The following is a 14,518-nucleotide window of genomic DNA, read 5'->3' on the forward strand; positions in this document are numbered from 1 at the left end:
GAGTTCTATACCCTACTCACCGATATCGAAAAGGAGTTGCGTCATTATGAACGACATTTCAAAGGCAAGGTTGTTTATTGCAATTGCGACGACCCCCGCATCAGCGCTTTTTTTCACTACTTCTCCTATCGATTCGAGTCTTTAGGACTGAAGAGACTTATTACTGCTTGCTATAAAAGCCAATCATTGGATCTCTTTAGCCGTCATGATTCTCAGCAGGCTGTGTATCTTGAATATAAGGGCGATAGTAATGAGAATAAAACTCCTGATGTTTCGGAAATCGGAATTAGAAGCTTCAAAGGAAACGGCGATTTTCGAAATACTGAAAGCATCAATCTACTAAATCAGGCTGATATTGTGGTCACAAATCCTCCATTTTCTCTTTTTCGAGAATATATAGCGCAATTGATAGAATATAAGAAGCAATTTTTGATTATCGGAAATGTAAATGCTGTTTCTTACAAGGAGATTTTTCCACTCATCAAGGAGAACAAGCTATGGTTTGGACCGAGCATCCGTAGCGGTGATAGAGAATTCGAGATTCCCGATCACTACCCATTAAATGCAGCAGGAGTTAGAATCGATGAAAATGGAAAAAAATATATTCGTATCAAAGGAGTAAGGTGGTACACGAATCTTGATCATGCTGGTCGACACGAAGAGATGATTCTGTACAATCGATACACACCAGATGAATATCCAACATACGATAACTATAATGCGATCGAAGTGAGTAAAACGAAAAATATCCCCATGGACTACAATGGAGTGATGGGAGTCCCGATCACATTCTTGGATAAATACAATCCAGAACAGTTCGAGATAATCGGCTCGGACTACGATGTCAAGGAGAATTTGTTGCCGGAACTGGTCAATCCGAAATGGAAAGGAAAGCTCGATAGAGCCTACCTGAACGGCAAACGAATCTACGCAAGGCTACTGATCAAAAAAAGGAGCCACAACTCATGAACGTCACTCTCAAAGAAATCACCGTGCGCGAGCTGTTCGAGGGCTATGAGGATAAAAGCGAAGAGGGCGTTGTCGGCTACGGCGGCACGCTCGATATTCGTCCGCCCTATCAGCGTGAATTCATCTACAAGGATAAACAGCGAGATGCGGTGATCGATACCATTCTCAAAGGTTTTCCCTTGAATGTCATGTATTGGGCGGTGCGCTCCGATGGTGGCTTCGAGGTGATCGACGGTCAGCAGCGCACCATCTCCATCTGCCGATATGTCAAGGGCGATTTTTCTTTCGAGGGTCTTTATTTTCATAATCGACAAGAAGATGCCAAAGAAAAGATCCTCGACTATCAATTGATGATCTATCAGTGCAGCGGGACCGATAGCGAAAAACTGGAGTGGTTCAAGACCATCAATATCGCCGGCGAGAAATTGACCGATCAAGAGTTGCGAAACGCCGTCTATCACGGCCCTTGGGTTTCCGACGCCAAGCGTTATTTCAGCAGGCCGGGCTGTGCCGCTCAAGAGATGGGCAGTGCTTATATGAGCGGGTCCGCCATCCGTCAGGACTATCTTGAAACGGCGATTCGTTGGGCGAGCGAGGACGAGATCGAAGACTATATGGGAAAGCATCAAAACGAGACGAACGCCAATGCTCTTTGGCTCTATTTTCAAAGCGTCATCGGGTGGATCGAGGTTACCTTTCCTCGCAAAAGAAAGGAGATGAAGTCGGTGGATTGGGGTGCCCTGTATGGCGAGTTCAAGGATGAGAAACTCGATCCCAAAGTGCTCGAAGAGAAAATCGTCGAGCTGATGATGGACGATGATGTCGGCAATAAAAAAGGGATCTATCCTTATGTGCTGACCCGCAAGGAGAAATACCTGAATATCCGCGCTTTCTCGGATGCCCAAAAGCGGGCCGCTTACGAGAGGCAAAAAGGTGTTTGCCCTCGCTGCGGTGTGCATTTCGAACTCGAAGAGATGGAGGCCGATCACATCACCCCTTGGCATGAAGGAGGCAAGACCGATGCGGAGAATTGCCAGATGCTCTGCAAGGATGACAATCGGCGCAAGTCGGGGAAGTAGGGCGCGAAGTCAGGGTCGGGTGGCGAGTGTCGAGTCTTGCCAAGAAGCGGGGGGCTGAAAAGGCGACCGGATCCTTGGCTGGAATATTCAATCTGCCCAGATGAGCATTCGAGCGGATTGCCAAGGGTGTGCATTCGTCCTTGGCGGCAGAGCGTTTGGATGCCCGGATACTTTGCAAGGGTCATCATCGGATAATCAGCGCGAATCCGAGATGGCGCAGGATTCGGGATTCGAGATCAAGCGCCGGTTCCTGCAAGAGGCTTGCGGGTTTGCATCGAGGGTGAGATCCAAGACTTGACGAAGCCCGTTGCTTATCCTTTGGCCTTTTGCGGCAAAACCCCGAAGGGCAAGGCCCTCGATAGGATGTTCAACGCTACCAAAGTGGGAGATCCGAGCGAATGAGCGCGCAATCGCAAGAGCCTGATCCGCAGTCCCGGTTATTCGATCTGCAAGGGCGTATTGCCTTGGTCACCGGCGCATCGAGCGGTCTTGGCCGACATTTCGCAAAGACCCTCGCCGCTCATGGTGCGAAGGTGGCATTGGCGGCGCGTCGCTTCGATCGGATCGAGTCGCTGGCGCGAAATATCCACAAGACCGGCGGCGTCGCCCATCCGGTTCGGATGGACGTTACTTCTCATGAGAGTGTCGAGCGGGCGTTGGATGCGGTGCAAAGCGCCTTGGGTGCCCCCGATATTTTGATCAACAACTCCGGCATCGCCCGCACCGCTCCCGCCTTCGAGATGAGAGAAGAGGATTGGTCGGCGGTGATCGATACCAACCTCTCCGGTGCTTGGCGTGTCGCTCGACAAACGGCGCAGCGGATGGTGAAGTCCGGTCATCCGGGTGCGATCGTCAATATCCTCTCGATCCTCGCCTTCGGGGTTGCCGGCAATCTCGGGGCTTATGCCGCTTCGAAGGCCGGTTTGCTCCAACTCACCCGTACGATGGCGATGGAGTTGGCGCGCCATCGGATACGGGTCAATGCCATCGCCCCCGGTTATGTGCGCACCGATATGAACCGCGACTATTTCGCAAGCGAGGCGGGGAAGTCGATGATCCGGCGAATTCCTCAGCGGCGAATCGCCGACCCTGCGGAGCTCGACGGGGCTTTGTTGCTGCTTGCAAGCGACGCCTCTTCGTATATGACGGGCTCGACGATCGTGGTCGACGGCGGACATCTGGCGGCCGGCCTTTGATGCGAGGGAGAGATTGGCCGAGGTGGGTGCGATCGAACAAAAAGCGCGGGCGATGGTCAAAGGGGTGTAAAAGGGGGGGACGGGATTCGAAAGGGAAGGGGAACGGGGGAACGGCGGGGATGGTGAGCTGAGAGAAAGAGCCGAAAAAGCGAAAGATAATGGCGTTCGAACCCCGTTGCCGACCCTTTGCAAAGCGCCCATCGTTCGTCCAAGAGCCCAGTGCCAATCACCTCTTGGCATGCCCTCGTTGGGGCTAAGCATATTGACCGTGCCCCCGCCGGTGGTAAAGTGCATTCAAAGAGAAGGTCGATCGAGTGAATCGACACGAATGAATCGACAAGACCAAAATCAGCCTCGCCCTCGTGAACGCGCGAATGAAAAGAGATCTCGAGAATGGCGATGGACGGTCCGAAATCGAGAGGAGGAGGTGTGTCATGAACGACCCATCATCGCCTCGCCCGGAGCACGCTTTGGAGAAGGAGCGAGCCTTGGCCGACACCGCAGCCGACACCGCAGCCAGTACCACCTTGCCCGACCCGCAAGTGGCGGATATCGATCTCGGCGATAAATACACCCGAACGAGCGGGCGGGTTTTTCTCACCGGAATCCAAGCGCTGGTTCGCCTTCCCATGGATCAAAGAAGGCGAGACGAGCGCTTGGGATACAACACCGCCGGTTATGTCAGCGGCTATCGCGGCTCCCCGCTCGGGGGCATGGATCATCAATTCAACGGGGCGAAAGAACATCTCGATCGCCATCATGTGGTCTTTCATCCCGCGGTCAACGAAGACCTTGCCGCAACCGCCTGCTGGGGGACGCAGCAAGCCGAGCTCGACGGCGAGGGTCTGTACGACGGCGTCTTCTGCCTTTGGTACGGCAAGGGTCCGGGGGTGGATCGCACCGGCGATGTCTTTCGCCATGCCAATTTCGCGGGCACATCGAAGCGGGGCGGGGTGGTGGCGTTGCTCGGAGACGACCACGCCAGCGACTCCTCGACCACCGCTCACCATAGCGAGTACGCGATGGTGGACGCCTCGATCCCGGTGCTCAACCCTGCGGGAGTGCAGGAGATCCTGGACTACGGGCTCGTCGCCATCGCCCTTTCGCGCTACAGCGGCTGCTGGGTCTCTCTCAAATGCGTGCACGATACCGTCGAGGCCGCAGCCTCGGTGGATGTCGATCCCGATCGCTTGCCGATCGTCTTTCCCGCCCTCGCCGATCCTTCCATCCCCGCCGATGCCCCCGCCGACGATCCCGAGAACCCGGGCCTCGGAATCCGATGGCCGGATACGCCGCTGGAGCAAGAGCGGCGGATGTACGCAGAGAAACTCGAGGCGGTGCGCGCTTTTTGCCGCGCCAACCACCTCGACAAGACCATCGTCGATAGCCCGGACGCTCGCTTGGGAATCGTCACCACCGGCAAATCCTTCCTCGACGTGCAGCAAGCGCTCGAAGATCTGGGCATCGACGAGGCGACGGCGAAATCCTTAGGGATCCGCCATTACAAGGTCGCCCTGACCTTCCCCTTGGAGCCGCAAGGGGCGAAGCGCTTCGCCGAAGGACTCGATGCCATCGTGGTGGTCGAGGAAAAGCGGGCCTTGGTCGAAAGCCAACTCAAAGAGATCCTCTACGGCGAGCCAAACGCCCCCGGCATCGTCGGCAAACGCAACGAGCAAGGTCAGGATCTCTTCTCCCCGGTCGGCAGGCTCGACAGCAACCACATCGCCGCGGAACTGGGACGTCGGATCCTCGAGATTGGGCTTGCAGGCCGAGCCGACCGAGCCCCCGGCGACTCCCCCGCATCCCTTACCGAACGGCTCCGGGTTCGGGTTGAATACCTGCAATCCCTGATCTCCCTCGAAGCCTCGCTGCCGACCACCATGGAGCGCATGCCCTATTTCTGCGCCGGCTGCCCCCACAACAGCTCCACCCATGTCCCCGAGGGCAGCCGCGCCCTGTCCGGCATCGGCTGCCATTACCTCGCCCAGTTCATGGATCGATCCACCGCCCGCTACACCCAGATGGGCGGGGAGGGCTCCAGCTGGATCGGCCAATCGCGCTTTTCCAAGCGCAAGCACGTTTTCCAAAATATCGGGGACGGCACCTATTTCCATTCCGGCCTGCTCTCGATCCGAGCGGCGGTGGCCGCCGGAACCGACATCACCTTCAAGATCCTCTACAACGATGCGGTGGCGATGACCGGCGGTCAGGCGGTGGACGGCCCCATCTCCCCGGCGATCATCACCCGCCAGATGCACTCCGAGGGAGTCCAGCGGATCGCCGTGGTCACCGACCAGCCGGAAAAATACGGCTCCGGCGCCGGATTCGCCCCCGGAACCAAGGTATGGCATCGCCGCGACCTTGACACCTTGCAGCGGGAGTTTCGCGAGATCCCCGGCACCACGGTGATCGTCTACGACCAAACCTGCGCTGCGGAAAAACGCCGCCGCCGCAAGCGCGGCAAGTTCCCCGACCCGGCGATGCGGGCGTTCATCAACGAGGCGGTTTGCGAGGGATGCGGGGATTGCGGCATCAAATCCAACTGCGTTGCCGTGGTGCCCGCCGAAACCGAGTTCGGACGCAAGCGGGCCATCGACCAATCCTCCTGCAACAAGGATTTCTCCTGCGTCGAGGGTTTTTGCCCCAGTTTCGTCACCGTCCACGGCGGCCGCTTGCGCAAGGCGGCATCCGCAACCCCCTCCATGGTCATCCCCGAACCCGACCTGCCCCCCTTGGAACGCCCCTGCCAGATCATCATCACCGGAGTGGGGGGCACCGGCGTGCTCACCATCGGAGCCCTGCTCGGCATGGCCGCGCACTTGGAATCCAAGGGATGCTCGATCTTGGACCAGACCGGATTGGCGCAAAAAGGCGGAGCGGTGGTAAGCCACGTGCGCATCGCCGCTTCCCCCTCGGATATCAGCGCCACCCGCGTCGCCTCCGGCTCCGCCGATCTGGTGATCGGTTGCGATATGGTGGTCACCGCAGACCCCCGCACCCGCAGCACGATATGCAAAGGAAGCACGCTGGTGGTGGTCAATACCCACCAGACCATGACCGGCGCCTTCACCCGCGATGTCGATCTTCTCTTCCCATCCTTGGCATTGATGCGCGATATCGAGGGCTCCGCCGGCCCCGAATGCACCAAGCAAGTACAGGCCACGAACCTTGCCACCGCCCTTTGCGGAGACGCCATCGCCGCCAATATGTTCATGCTCGGATACGCATGGCAGCAAGGGCGCATCCCCTTGTCGAGAGCCGCCATCGTTCGCGCCATCGAACTCAACGGCGTGGCGGTGCAGATGAACACCGGGGCTTTCGAATGGGGTCGCTGCGCGGCGGCGGATATCGATGCCGTGGCCCGGCTTGCCAACAAAGCCAAGGGCGTGGTCGAAATCCCCGCCCCCAAAGACGAGGAGACCTTGATCGAGCGCCGCGCCGCCTATTTGGAGCAGTACCAAAACCGAGCCTTGGCCGATCGCTACCTCGCCATGATCGAAGGCGTGCGCCAAGCCGAGCGCACCCGCGCCAAAGGCATGCGCGGCCTCACCGAGGCGGTGGCCAAGGGCTACTTCAAACTCCTGGCCTACAAAGACGAATACGAAGTCGCCCGCCTGCACTCATCCACCGAATTCCGCCGGCGCCTCGAAGCCACCTTCGATGGCGATTACTCCCTCGCCTTCCACCTGGCCCCACCTCTGATCGCCCGCCGAGATCCCACCACTGGCGAGCCCCGCAAAATGCGCTTCGGCCCTTGGATGATGAAAGCCTTCACCCTCCTCGCAAAGTTCAAAGGCCTGCGAGGCACCCCCTTCGACCCCTTCGGCTACACATCCGAACGCCGCTTGGAGCGAACCCTGATCACCCGCTATGAAGAGGTGCTGACCGAAGTGTTGCAAGGCCTCGATCACGAAAACCACGCCATGGCCATCGAAATCGCCTCCTTACCGGAAAGGATCCGGGGTTTCGGCCACATCAAACAAAAGAGCATCACCGAAGCCCAAGCCCGAGAGACCGAACTACTCCGGCGCTTCCACAGCCCATCGATGACGACGGATGCGGCCTGAATACAAGGGGCGGGTAGGCATATCTCTCATCGATAACAATGCAGAGCCGGTAGACCATAATATGGATGATTTAAATCGCACAACTCGCCTGCGCCGGTTATCAGCGCCAGAGAAAAGACGCTTCATCATAGCCTTTTTGAAGGTGATCATGCCTGATAGCCAACCTCAGCCTTTGGGGCAAGATGAGAAGGACTGTCTTCTTAGGGTTGTATCAGATCTATCGATATTACCGGACGATCGTCAGGAATTACTCCACTGGGCATTCGTCAAATCCACAATAATCTCCGAAATTTCCGAGGCCAAGCAGGCATTCGGTTGGGTGGATAAAGAGTTAAAGAAGTATTTGCTAATAGACATTTTCGCTTATTTGGACACTAATAACGGTAGGAGTCGTAAGGGGAAGATCATAGCAAGTGATCATTTCAAAGAATTATGCAGAGAATTTACCGACGATGAGATCTCGTCCTTACGAAAAGATGCGAACCGAGAAAGTCATAAAACGGAAGAGGAAATAAAAAAGGAGATAGTGGAAGTAGAATCTGATATCAAGCAGAATGAAGAAATACAGATTAGCGAAGATTCCAATGATAGAAATGAGAAAACGACAAGTCGATCGAATGATGAGAAACCGGATCAAGACGAAGATGATCCGCATCGGATGAAAATGAAAGAGAGTCTGCGCAAAGCAAAGAGAGTCGCCACCGGCCTGCTTGTAGCAATGGCCGCCATGTTCATTGCGCATTACTTTTTCATCCCTGAATATTTAGGTCACGGAATCGTCATGGCCTTCACCGCCGCGGCGATGATCGGCGGGCTAGCCGATTGGTACGCAGTAACCGCACTATTTCGCCAACCTCTGTATATTCCGGAGGAAAAAATCAAGATCCCGCACACCGCAATCATTCCCAAACGCAAGGATGAAATCGGCAAAGAACTGGCCAATTTCGTCAAAGATAAAATTCTCGTTAAAGATGTCGTCGAAGAACAACTTCGTCATTCGGATTTGACACACCTCGTTGGAGAGTGGCTACAAGATGAGGCGAACGCAAAGAGACTGGATCGCGATTTCAGCGAGATCATTAAATGGTTCCGCAGTACGGATAGCAGCGAACTTCTAGGCGGTTTCAAGCGTATACTCACCGAAAAAATTGCACAACGCATTCCCGCCAACAAAGCCCTCGCAGCCATCATCGATGTTCTGGCAAGCGGCAATAACACCCAAGTGATCATCGATGAACTGACTCAATTCGGCCTCCATCAAATCGAAGGCAACCGAGAGGCTATTTTGAATTTCATTCGCAAGAATATAAAAAAGGAAGGTGGATGGTTCAAGAAAATGATGAGATCGATTGGAGAAAAAATCGGATTCGGTATAACGGATGAAAATATCGATGCAATCTATACCGAGATCGAGTCGAAGTGCAAGCAGTTACTGAGAGAAATTCGAAACGATCAAGAGCATCCGGTACGCATTGAATTCAACAACCGCCTGCGATCATGGCATGAAAAACTGATCAATGACAAATCAGTCGCTAAAAAAAGCGATCACCTTCTCGGAGAATTCCTTCGCAACGAAACCGTTCAAGATTTTTTTCAATCCCTTTGGGAAAAGACTCGAGACGCCTTGTACGCAGAGTTGATGGACGAGTCTTCGGACATTCGCCGGAGCATCGAGCGAGAGATCCAAAATATCGGCAAGAAATTGAGCGGCGATGCCAACCTAAGAAAGAGTCTCAACAACTGGCTCGGAGAGTTCATTACCAAGATCGTCGTTAACCATAGCGATCAAATCAGCAAAGCCATCTCGGATACCATCAAGAAATGGGATCCCAAGACCACCGCCGAAAGCATCGAACTACAAATCGGAAGAGACCTTCAATGGATCCGCATCAACGGCACAGTGGTCGGCGGACTCATCGGCATCCTCATCTATCTGCTCACCGGCTTTCACCATTGATCATCGCCGCCCATCGACACCGCAATCGGTCCTGATTTAAGGTTCTTAGTCGATGGCTGATCGAACACCATAAGCAAGGATAAAAGGCTACCCGAGCCGGAACAGTAAAAACGATCTCCCGGATTACCAACATCGGCGTATCGGCAACTTGATAGATGGATGATCAGTCTACGATTTTCTCTGCATCACATAATAATCCCGTTGAATATTCGGCTTGAAATGCTCCGGTATTCTGCCCCAAACCAGCACATCTACTATAAAGGGCAGATCGCTTTCTTCGAAGGCCTCTCGCAAATCGTATACCTTGCCTATCTGAGAGTCATCGGCGAAGACGACCAGATCCAAATCCGAAGTGCGTATCGACCTGAATGTCACGCGGGAGCCGAAAGCCCAAACCAAGGTGTCGGGAAGGTATTCCTTCAATAGATATTGGACAATCTGATAGTGTGTTTCTCTCAGATCGATTTTATCTCGCTCATTACTTGCTGTGGATGTTGCTATTTGCTTTTCCATGGCGCACCTGTCATTTTTTCATACAGTTTGATCGCATCTGTGATGAATACGGGGATCAATTCCAAGAAGCGGCCAATTTTTTCTATAACGTATTCATGGGAGGTTATATTGCGTGCCTCGATATATCCAAACCAATGCTCCGCTCCATCTTCGAGCAATCCATTTCGATCGGCCTCTCTGAAGATCGGTTTTGCACCATAGCCAAGGTCAACCGCTCCGAGGTTCCAAGTAAGATGACGATGCAACGCTTTTAGTAGTGTTGCGTAGCATATTTCGAAGGATTTAATCTCGGCCATCAAGGTTATTTCCTCGAAGTCGGGATCATCACCGATTTCTTTCTGCATCAGGCAAATTTCATGATAACGCTCCAGATTTTTCAGCGCAATCTCAAAGCCGGCATAATCAACCGCGAATTCACTCACTTCAGGAGACTCCATGTTCTTGGTTATCCGAGGACGAGCATTCGATTTTTCGTTTCCTTGGGGTGTGCGCTATTTTTCGAGCAGCTGAAAAATCTCCCGATGTGGAGTCAAAGGACAAGTCGACGCCCCATCGAATTCAGGTATTGAAGCAATTCTTCACGGTCCGGGTGGTCTTTATCGATCATGTCTTTATAATCCATTCGATTGTCGAGACGATAGAATCCATTGACCCAATCCCTTTGATGAGTCTCCTTGGTCTTTTTATCGAATTTCATCTCTCTGCAGCGCTCGAACTCCTCGGTGAGGAAATCCATTTCGGTTATGGAGATGCTGGTGGGGTTGAGAATTTCACTGCTATGGCTGGGATCGATAAGGCTCACCCGATATCCTTTTCTTTCCCAAGGATAGTCATCCAACTCGAGTTCCGAGAGGTAGTAAGGCTCGCATCTGAGTATCTCATCAATTTTGACCGGCATCGGGCCGTAATCCATCGCGTGATAAATGTCGCCGAAGATCGGTCGCCAATGGATACTGAGCATGCGCTTGTCGGCGAAGTAGGCGGTCTTGAAAATAGTTTGGAAGCCGAGGGGCTCGTTCGCTGTCGCCGGCATCCATTGCACCGCCTGTAAGCATTTTTTCGGGGGAAAGCGGAATTTGATCGGGACAGTGGTCATTGTCATCGGTACGTAGTCAAAACCCTCGCTCGTTTCATTCGTCATTCTAATCGGGTGGACAGATGAGCGGATTATACGGCTAGATACCCTCTCGAGGCAGATGAGCCGAGGCGGGTCTTGTGATGTCAAAGGACGATTCGGACTCCTATCGAGGTCAGATCTTCGATCATCTCTTTCCGGTGAGGGTGGTCGTAGGCGATCATATCCTCGTAGGCCATCCGGCTATCGGGGCGCTCGATGCCTCTTACCCAGTCCATCTGGTGAGTCTCCTCGGTTCTTTGGTTGAAACTCATTCCTCGGCTACGCTCGAATTCTTCCTCGAGGAAAGCCAAGTCGGCTTCGGCGATGCTGGTGGGGTTGAGGATTTCATCTTGATGGCCGGAGTCGATAAGGCTCACCCGATGTCCTTTGCGTTTCCAAGGGTAGTCATCCAAGTCGAGTTCCGAGAGATGATAGGGCTCTTCTATAAGCATCTCGTAGACTTCGACCGGAACCGGGCCGTAGTTCATGGCGCGGTAGGTGGCACCGAAGATCGGCCGTCGATGCTTGTTGAGCATGCGCTTGTCGGCGAAATAGGCGGCTTTCAAGATGGTTTGGAAGTCGAGCGGTTCGTTTGCCGTCAGCAGCATCCATTGCACCGCTTGCAGGCATTTTTTCGGGGCGAAGCGAAATCTGATCGGGGGAGGCGTTATCGGATGGTTCATCGCTGTGAATCCTGCAACCGGAGGTTGTGGATGTAAAAGGGCATGGCAGATGATCAAAAAATCGAATTTCGAACTGGAAGATCAGGGCTCGGATGGTTTGATGTAGGGCCATGATTTCTCCTGCCAACCCTAACGCAGGTGTTATTGGGACGCTTTCGAAGACTTTACGGGGCGATCGGGATTTCATTCATCGCATCCGCGCATAAGGATCAAGGGACGGATAAAAGGGCTTTGTTGGATGGTCATAATCACGCATCGATGAGTGAGGCATTGCGTGCATTTTGGGAGATCAAAGGACGATTCTAGGTCCCATCGAGGTCAGATATTCGAGTATTTCTTCTCGGTCGGGGTTGTCGTCGGCGATCATGTCTTCGTAGGCCATTCGATTGTCGGGGCGTTTCATGCCATTGGACCAGTCCATTCGGTGGGTTTCTCTCGTTCGTTGATCGAAACGCATTTTTCGGCTGCGAGCGAACTCTTCTTCGAGGATGGCCATGTCTTTTTCGGGGATGCTACTAGGGCAGATGAGGGTATTTCGGCGGTCGGAGTCGGAGTCGATGAGCCTCACCCAATGTCCGTTTTCTCGCTTCCAAGGGTAGCCGCTCAAGTCGAGCTCCGAGAGATAGTAGGGCTCTTCTATAAGCATCTCGTAGATCTCGACCGGAACCGGGCCGTGGTTCATGGCGCGGTAGGTGGCGCCGAAGATCGATCGCCAATGCTCATCGAGCATGCGCTTGTCGGCGAAGTAAGCGGTTTTCAAGATGGTTTGGAATTCCAGCGGCTCGTTTGCCGTCAGTAGCATCCATTGCACCGCTTGCAGGCATTTTTTCGGGGCGAAGCGAAATTTGATCGGGGGAGGCATCGTTGTCGATTCAAGTTGATCGGTCGGAAGCAGGAATAAGGATGATAGCAAAAAAGTCATATCGGTACCAGTGGTCAGACACTTCGATGGCTTGATGGTGCCGATTTCGATCTTTTGCGTTTCTTATAATATAAGATACTATCTAGATAAACTATAATTACATCCATTCCAATGTCAATGTGCTCGCTTGTTATTGATGGATAACTGATCCGGGTCGGATGATCGATGGATTATGCCGTTATATAAAGCTCCGAGACGAAAAGAGCCGAGGTGGGCTTTGTGGGGTCAAAGGACGATTCTGACTCCTATCGAGGTCAGGTCTTCGATCATTTCTTCTCGATCGGGGTGGTCCTTGGCGATCATGTCTTCGTAGGCCATTCGGCTGTCGGGGCGCTCGATTCCTTTGACCCAGTCCATTTTGTGGGTTTCTTCCGTTCTTTGATTGAAACTCATTTTTCGGCTGCGTTCGAATTCTTCTGCGAGGATATCCATATCCGCCTCGGCGATATCGGGAGGATTGAGGATTTCATGGCGGCGATCGGGGTCGATAAGGCTGACCCGATAGCCTTTGCGCTTCCAAGGGTAGTCATCCAATTCGAGTTCCGAGAGGTAGTAGGGCTCTTCTATAAGCATTTCGTAGACTTCGACCGGTACCGGGCCGTGGTTCATGGCGCGGTAGGTGGCGCCGAAGATCGGTCGCCAGTATTCATCGAGCATGCGCTTGTCGGCGAAGTAGGCGGTTTTCAAGATGGTTTGGAAGTCGAGCGGCTCGTTTGCCGTCAGCAGCATCCATTGCACTGCCTGCAGGCATTTTATCGGGGCGAAGCGAAATCTGATGGGATGGGGGGTTTTTAGAAGGGTCATCGTCGTGAATTCCGCAGTGAATGGCGTGTGGGTGCGGGGGAAGGATAACAGAGGGTGAAAAAAGGATTGAATTTTGGTTGAACGAGGGGGCGAATGGTTTGACGAAAAGTCCTGATTTCTCCTGCAGGCTTCATGGATTCGCTTTTTTTCTATGGCATTTTTCGAGGTGATCGGGTGCTTGGGAATGCTGGAAAATTGGGGAAATCGGATATCGGGGGTGGATGCGGATATCGGTGATATGAGGTGAAGGAGGGATGTTCGGGGTCGATCCGTTTGCGCTCGTCGCTAAGAGGTATCAGGGTTGGCGGTTTGCGGACGCCAAGTTCGGGTTTTCTCCTCGTTGTAGTTGGTCGAAGGCGGCAAGGACATAAGTCTTGGTGCGGTATTCGCCGAATTCCTTGATCTCTTTCTTCTTCAGGGTGGGGAAGGATGTGCTCGGTTCGGGGGCGTCGAGGATGTGTTCCAAGTTTTCGCGGTCCAGCCCGTACATTTCGGCGTAGATCGCATCGAGTTCGCTGCGTAGGTGGTGGCGGCGTTCTTCGTTCCATAGAAAGGGTTCGCCTTCGTAGCCCAAGTCTTGGGCGAAGCCTTGTAGTTCCCAAGAGGTGTAGGTCAGTTCCAAGACTCTCGGCGCCACCATCTGGGCGTAGTGCAGGCCGCAGTTGCTTTGCTTCAGGTAGGCTTCGGGGGGTAGGATCGGGAGTTGTTTGACGATGAAGAAGCTCATATCGGTCCCGCCTACCGAGTTGCGTGTGGCCCAATCAAGAGAGAGACTATTGAAATTGGCCATGATCAGCATTGATGCCATCGATCGAGGAAATACTTGGTTAGTTATGGATATGCCATGAGTAAGTGATTGGGGTGCGTGGCTCAAAATGGACGATTGCTCTACGGTTGATTCTTTGTTCCACCGGATGGTTTGCAAATAAGATTCATTGTCAATCACTATGGCGATAAGCGGTGCTTTGCCACTAACGGCTGATCGTGGTATCAGATCTGCTATCGCCGTTCTTTGATCGGTTGCTCTCGTGATATTTCGGAAGGCGAGAAGCCAATTTCGATGATAATCCCTGAATCCCCCAAACCCGCGATTGGAATCAGACTCAGGATTTCGGTTCTTTCGTCGGTGGCTCGGGTGATTTTCCTGAGAGAGAGCAGAGCGAACTTCGAGCCAAAGTGGCGAGAAGTTCGAGTTGTCGAGTTGTCGAGTT

13 protein-coding genes are annotated in these 14,518 nt (G+C 53.5%); 5 read left to right on the top strand and 8 right to left on the bottom strand.

Features of this window, described 5'->3' with window-relative positions; genetic code table 11:
* The 5 genes from BF99_RS0111635 to BF99_RS22050 form a co-directional block, all read left to right on the top strand.
* Positions 1-969, top strand: a 969-nt coding sequence (locus tag BF99_RS0111635) for an adenine-specific methyltransferase EcoRI family protein (RefSeq protein WP_025770987.1), incomplete at its 5' end; no start/stop codon positions are given.
* On the top strand, positions 966-2,048 hold the full coding sequence (locus tag BF99_RS0111640) for a GmrSD restriction endonuclease domain-containing protein (protein WP_025770988.1): 1,083 nt from the start codon (positions 966-968) through the stop codon (positions 2,046-2,048). The genes BF99_RS0111635 and BF99_RS0111640, both read left to right, overlap by 4 nt.
* A 398-nt stretch (positions 2,049-2,446) precedes the next feature.
* Positions 2,447-3,244 (top strand): SDR family NAD(P)-dependent oxidoreductase, encoded by a 798-nt coding sequence (locus BF99_RS0111650; RefSeq protein ID WP_025770989.1) that lies wholly within the window; start codon positions 2,447-2,449, stop codon positions 3,242-3,244.
* A gap of 434 nt (positions 3,245-3,678) precedes the next feature.
* Positions 3,679-7,311 carry an indolepyruvate ferredoxin oxidoreductase family protein gene (locus tag BF99_RS0111655; RefSeq protein WP_025770990.1) on the top strand — a complete coding sequence of 1,211 codons (3,633 nt, stop codon included), beginning with the start codon at positions 3,679-3,681 and terminating at the stop codon, positions 7,309-7,311.
* Positions 7,301-9,268, top strand: coding sequence for a DUF445 domain-containing protein (locus tag BF99_RS22050; protein WP_025770991.1), 1,968 nt, complete (start codon positions 7,301-7,303; stop codon positions 9,266-9,268). Before BF99_RS0111655 ends, BF99_RS22050 begins: the two co-directional genes overlap by 11 nt.
* Before the next feature lie 168 nt (positions 9,269-9,436).
* Here BF99_RS22050 and BF99_RS0111665 read toward each other — a convergent pair whose 3' ends face one another.
* The 8 genes from BF99_RS0111665 to BF99_RS23795 all read right to left on the bottom strand — a co-directional run.
* Positions 9,437-9,781 (bottom strand): nucleotidyltransferase family protein, encoded by a 345-nt coding sequence (locus tag BF99_RS0111665; RefSeq protein ID WP_025770992.1) that lies wholly within the window; start codon positions 9,779-9,781, stop codon positions 9,437-9,439.
* Complete coding sequence (locus BF99_RS20840; RefSeq protein ID WP_197019119.1) at positions 9,766-10,203, bottom strand: nucleotidyltransferase substrate binding protein; 438 nt, start codon at positions 10,201-10,203, stop codon at positions 9,766-9,768. Before BF99_RS20840 ends, BF99_RS0111665 begins: the two co-directional genes overlap by 16 nt.
* Before the next feature lie 107 nt (positions 10,204-10,310).
* Complete coding sequence (locus tag BF99_RS0111675; RefSeq protein WP_081759241.1) at positions 10,311-10,922, bottom strand: type II toxin-antitoxin system antitoxin SocA domain-containing protein; 612 nt, start codon at positions 10,920-10,922, stop codon at positions 10,311-10,313.
* Between the two features lie 80 nt (positions 10,923-11,002).
* Positions 11,003-11,581, bottom strand: a complete 579-nt coding sequence (locus tag BF99_RS0111680) for a type II toxin-antitoxin system antitoxin SocA domain-containing protein (RefSeq protein ID WP_025770995.1) — start codon at positions 11,579-11,581, stop codon at positions 11,003-11,005.
* Positions 11,582-11,870: 289 nt separating this feature from the next.
* Complete coding sequence (locus BF99_RS0111685; protein ID WP_197019120.1) at positions 11,871-12,443, bottom strand: Panacea domain-containing protein; 573 nt, start codon at positions 12,441-12,443, stop codon at positions 11,871-11,873.
* A 285-nt stretch (positions 12,444-12,728) separates the two neighbouring features.
* Positions 12,729-13,307: a Panacea domain-containing protein gene (locus BF99_RS0111690; RefSeq protein ID WP_081759242.1), complete on the bottom strand. Its 579-nt coding sequence runs from the start codon at positions 13,305-13,307 to the stop codon at positions 12,729-12,731.
* A gap of 295 nt (positions 13,308-13,602) precedes the next feature.
* Positions 13,603-14,115, bottom strand: coding sequence for a hypothetical protein (locus BF99_RS22055; RefSeq protein WP_156013290.1), 513 nt, complete (start codon positions 14,113-14,115; stop codon positions 13,603-13,605).
* 191 nt (positions 14,116-14,306) lie between these two features.
* Positions 14,307-14,518, bottom strand: a 212-nt coding sequence (locus tag BF99_RS23795; RefSeq protein ID WP_025770999.1) for a hypothetical protein, incomplete at its 5' end; no start/stop codon positions are given.

The organism is Thioalkalivibrio sp. HK1 (genome assembly GCA_000583135.1).
Classification (GTDB): Bacteria; Pseudomonadota; Gammaproteobacteria; order HK1; family HK1; genus HK1.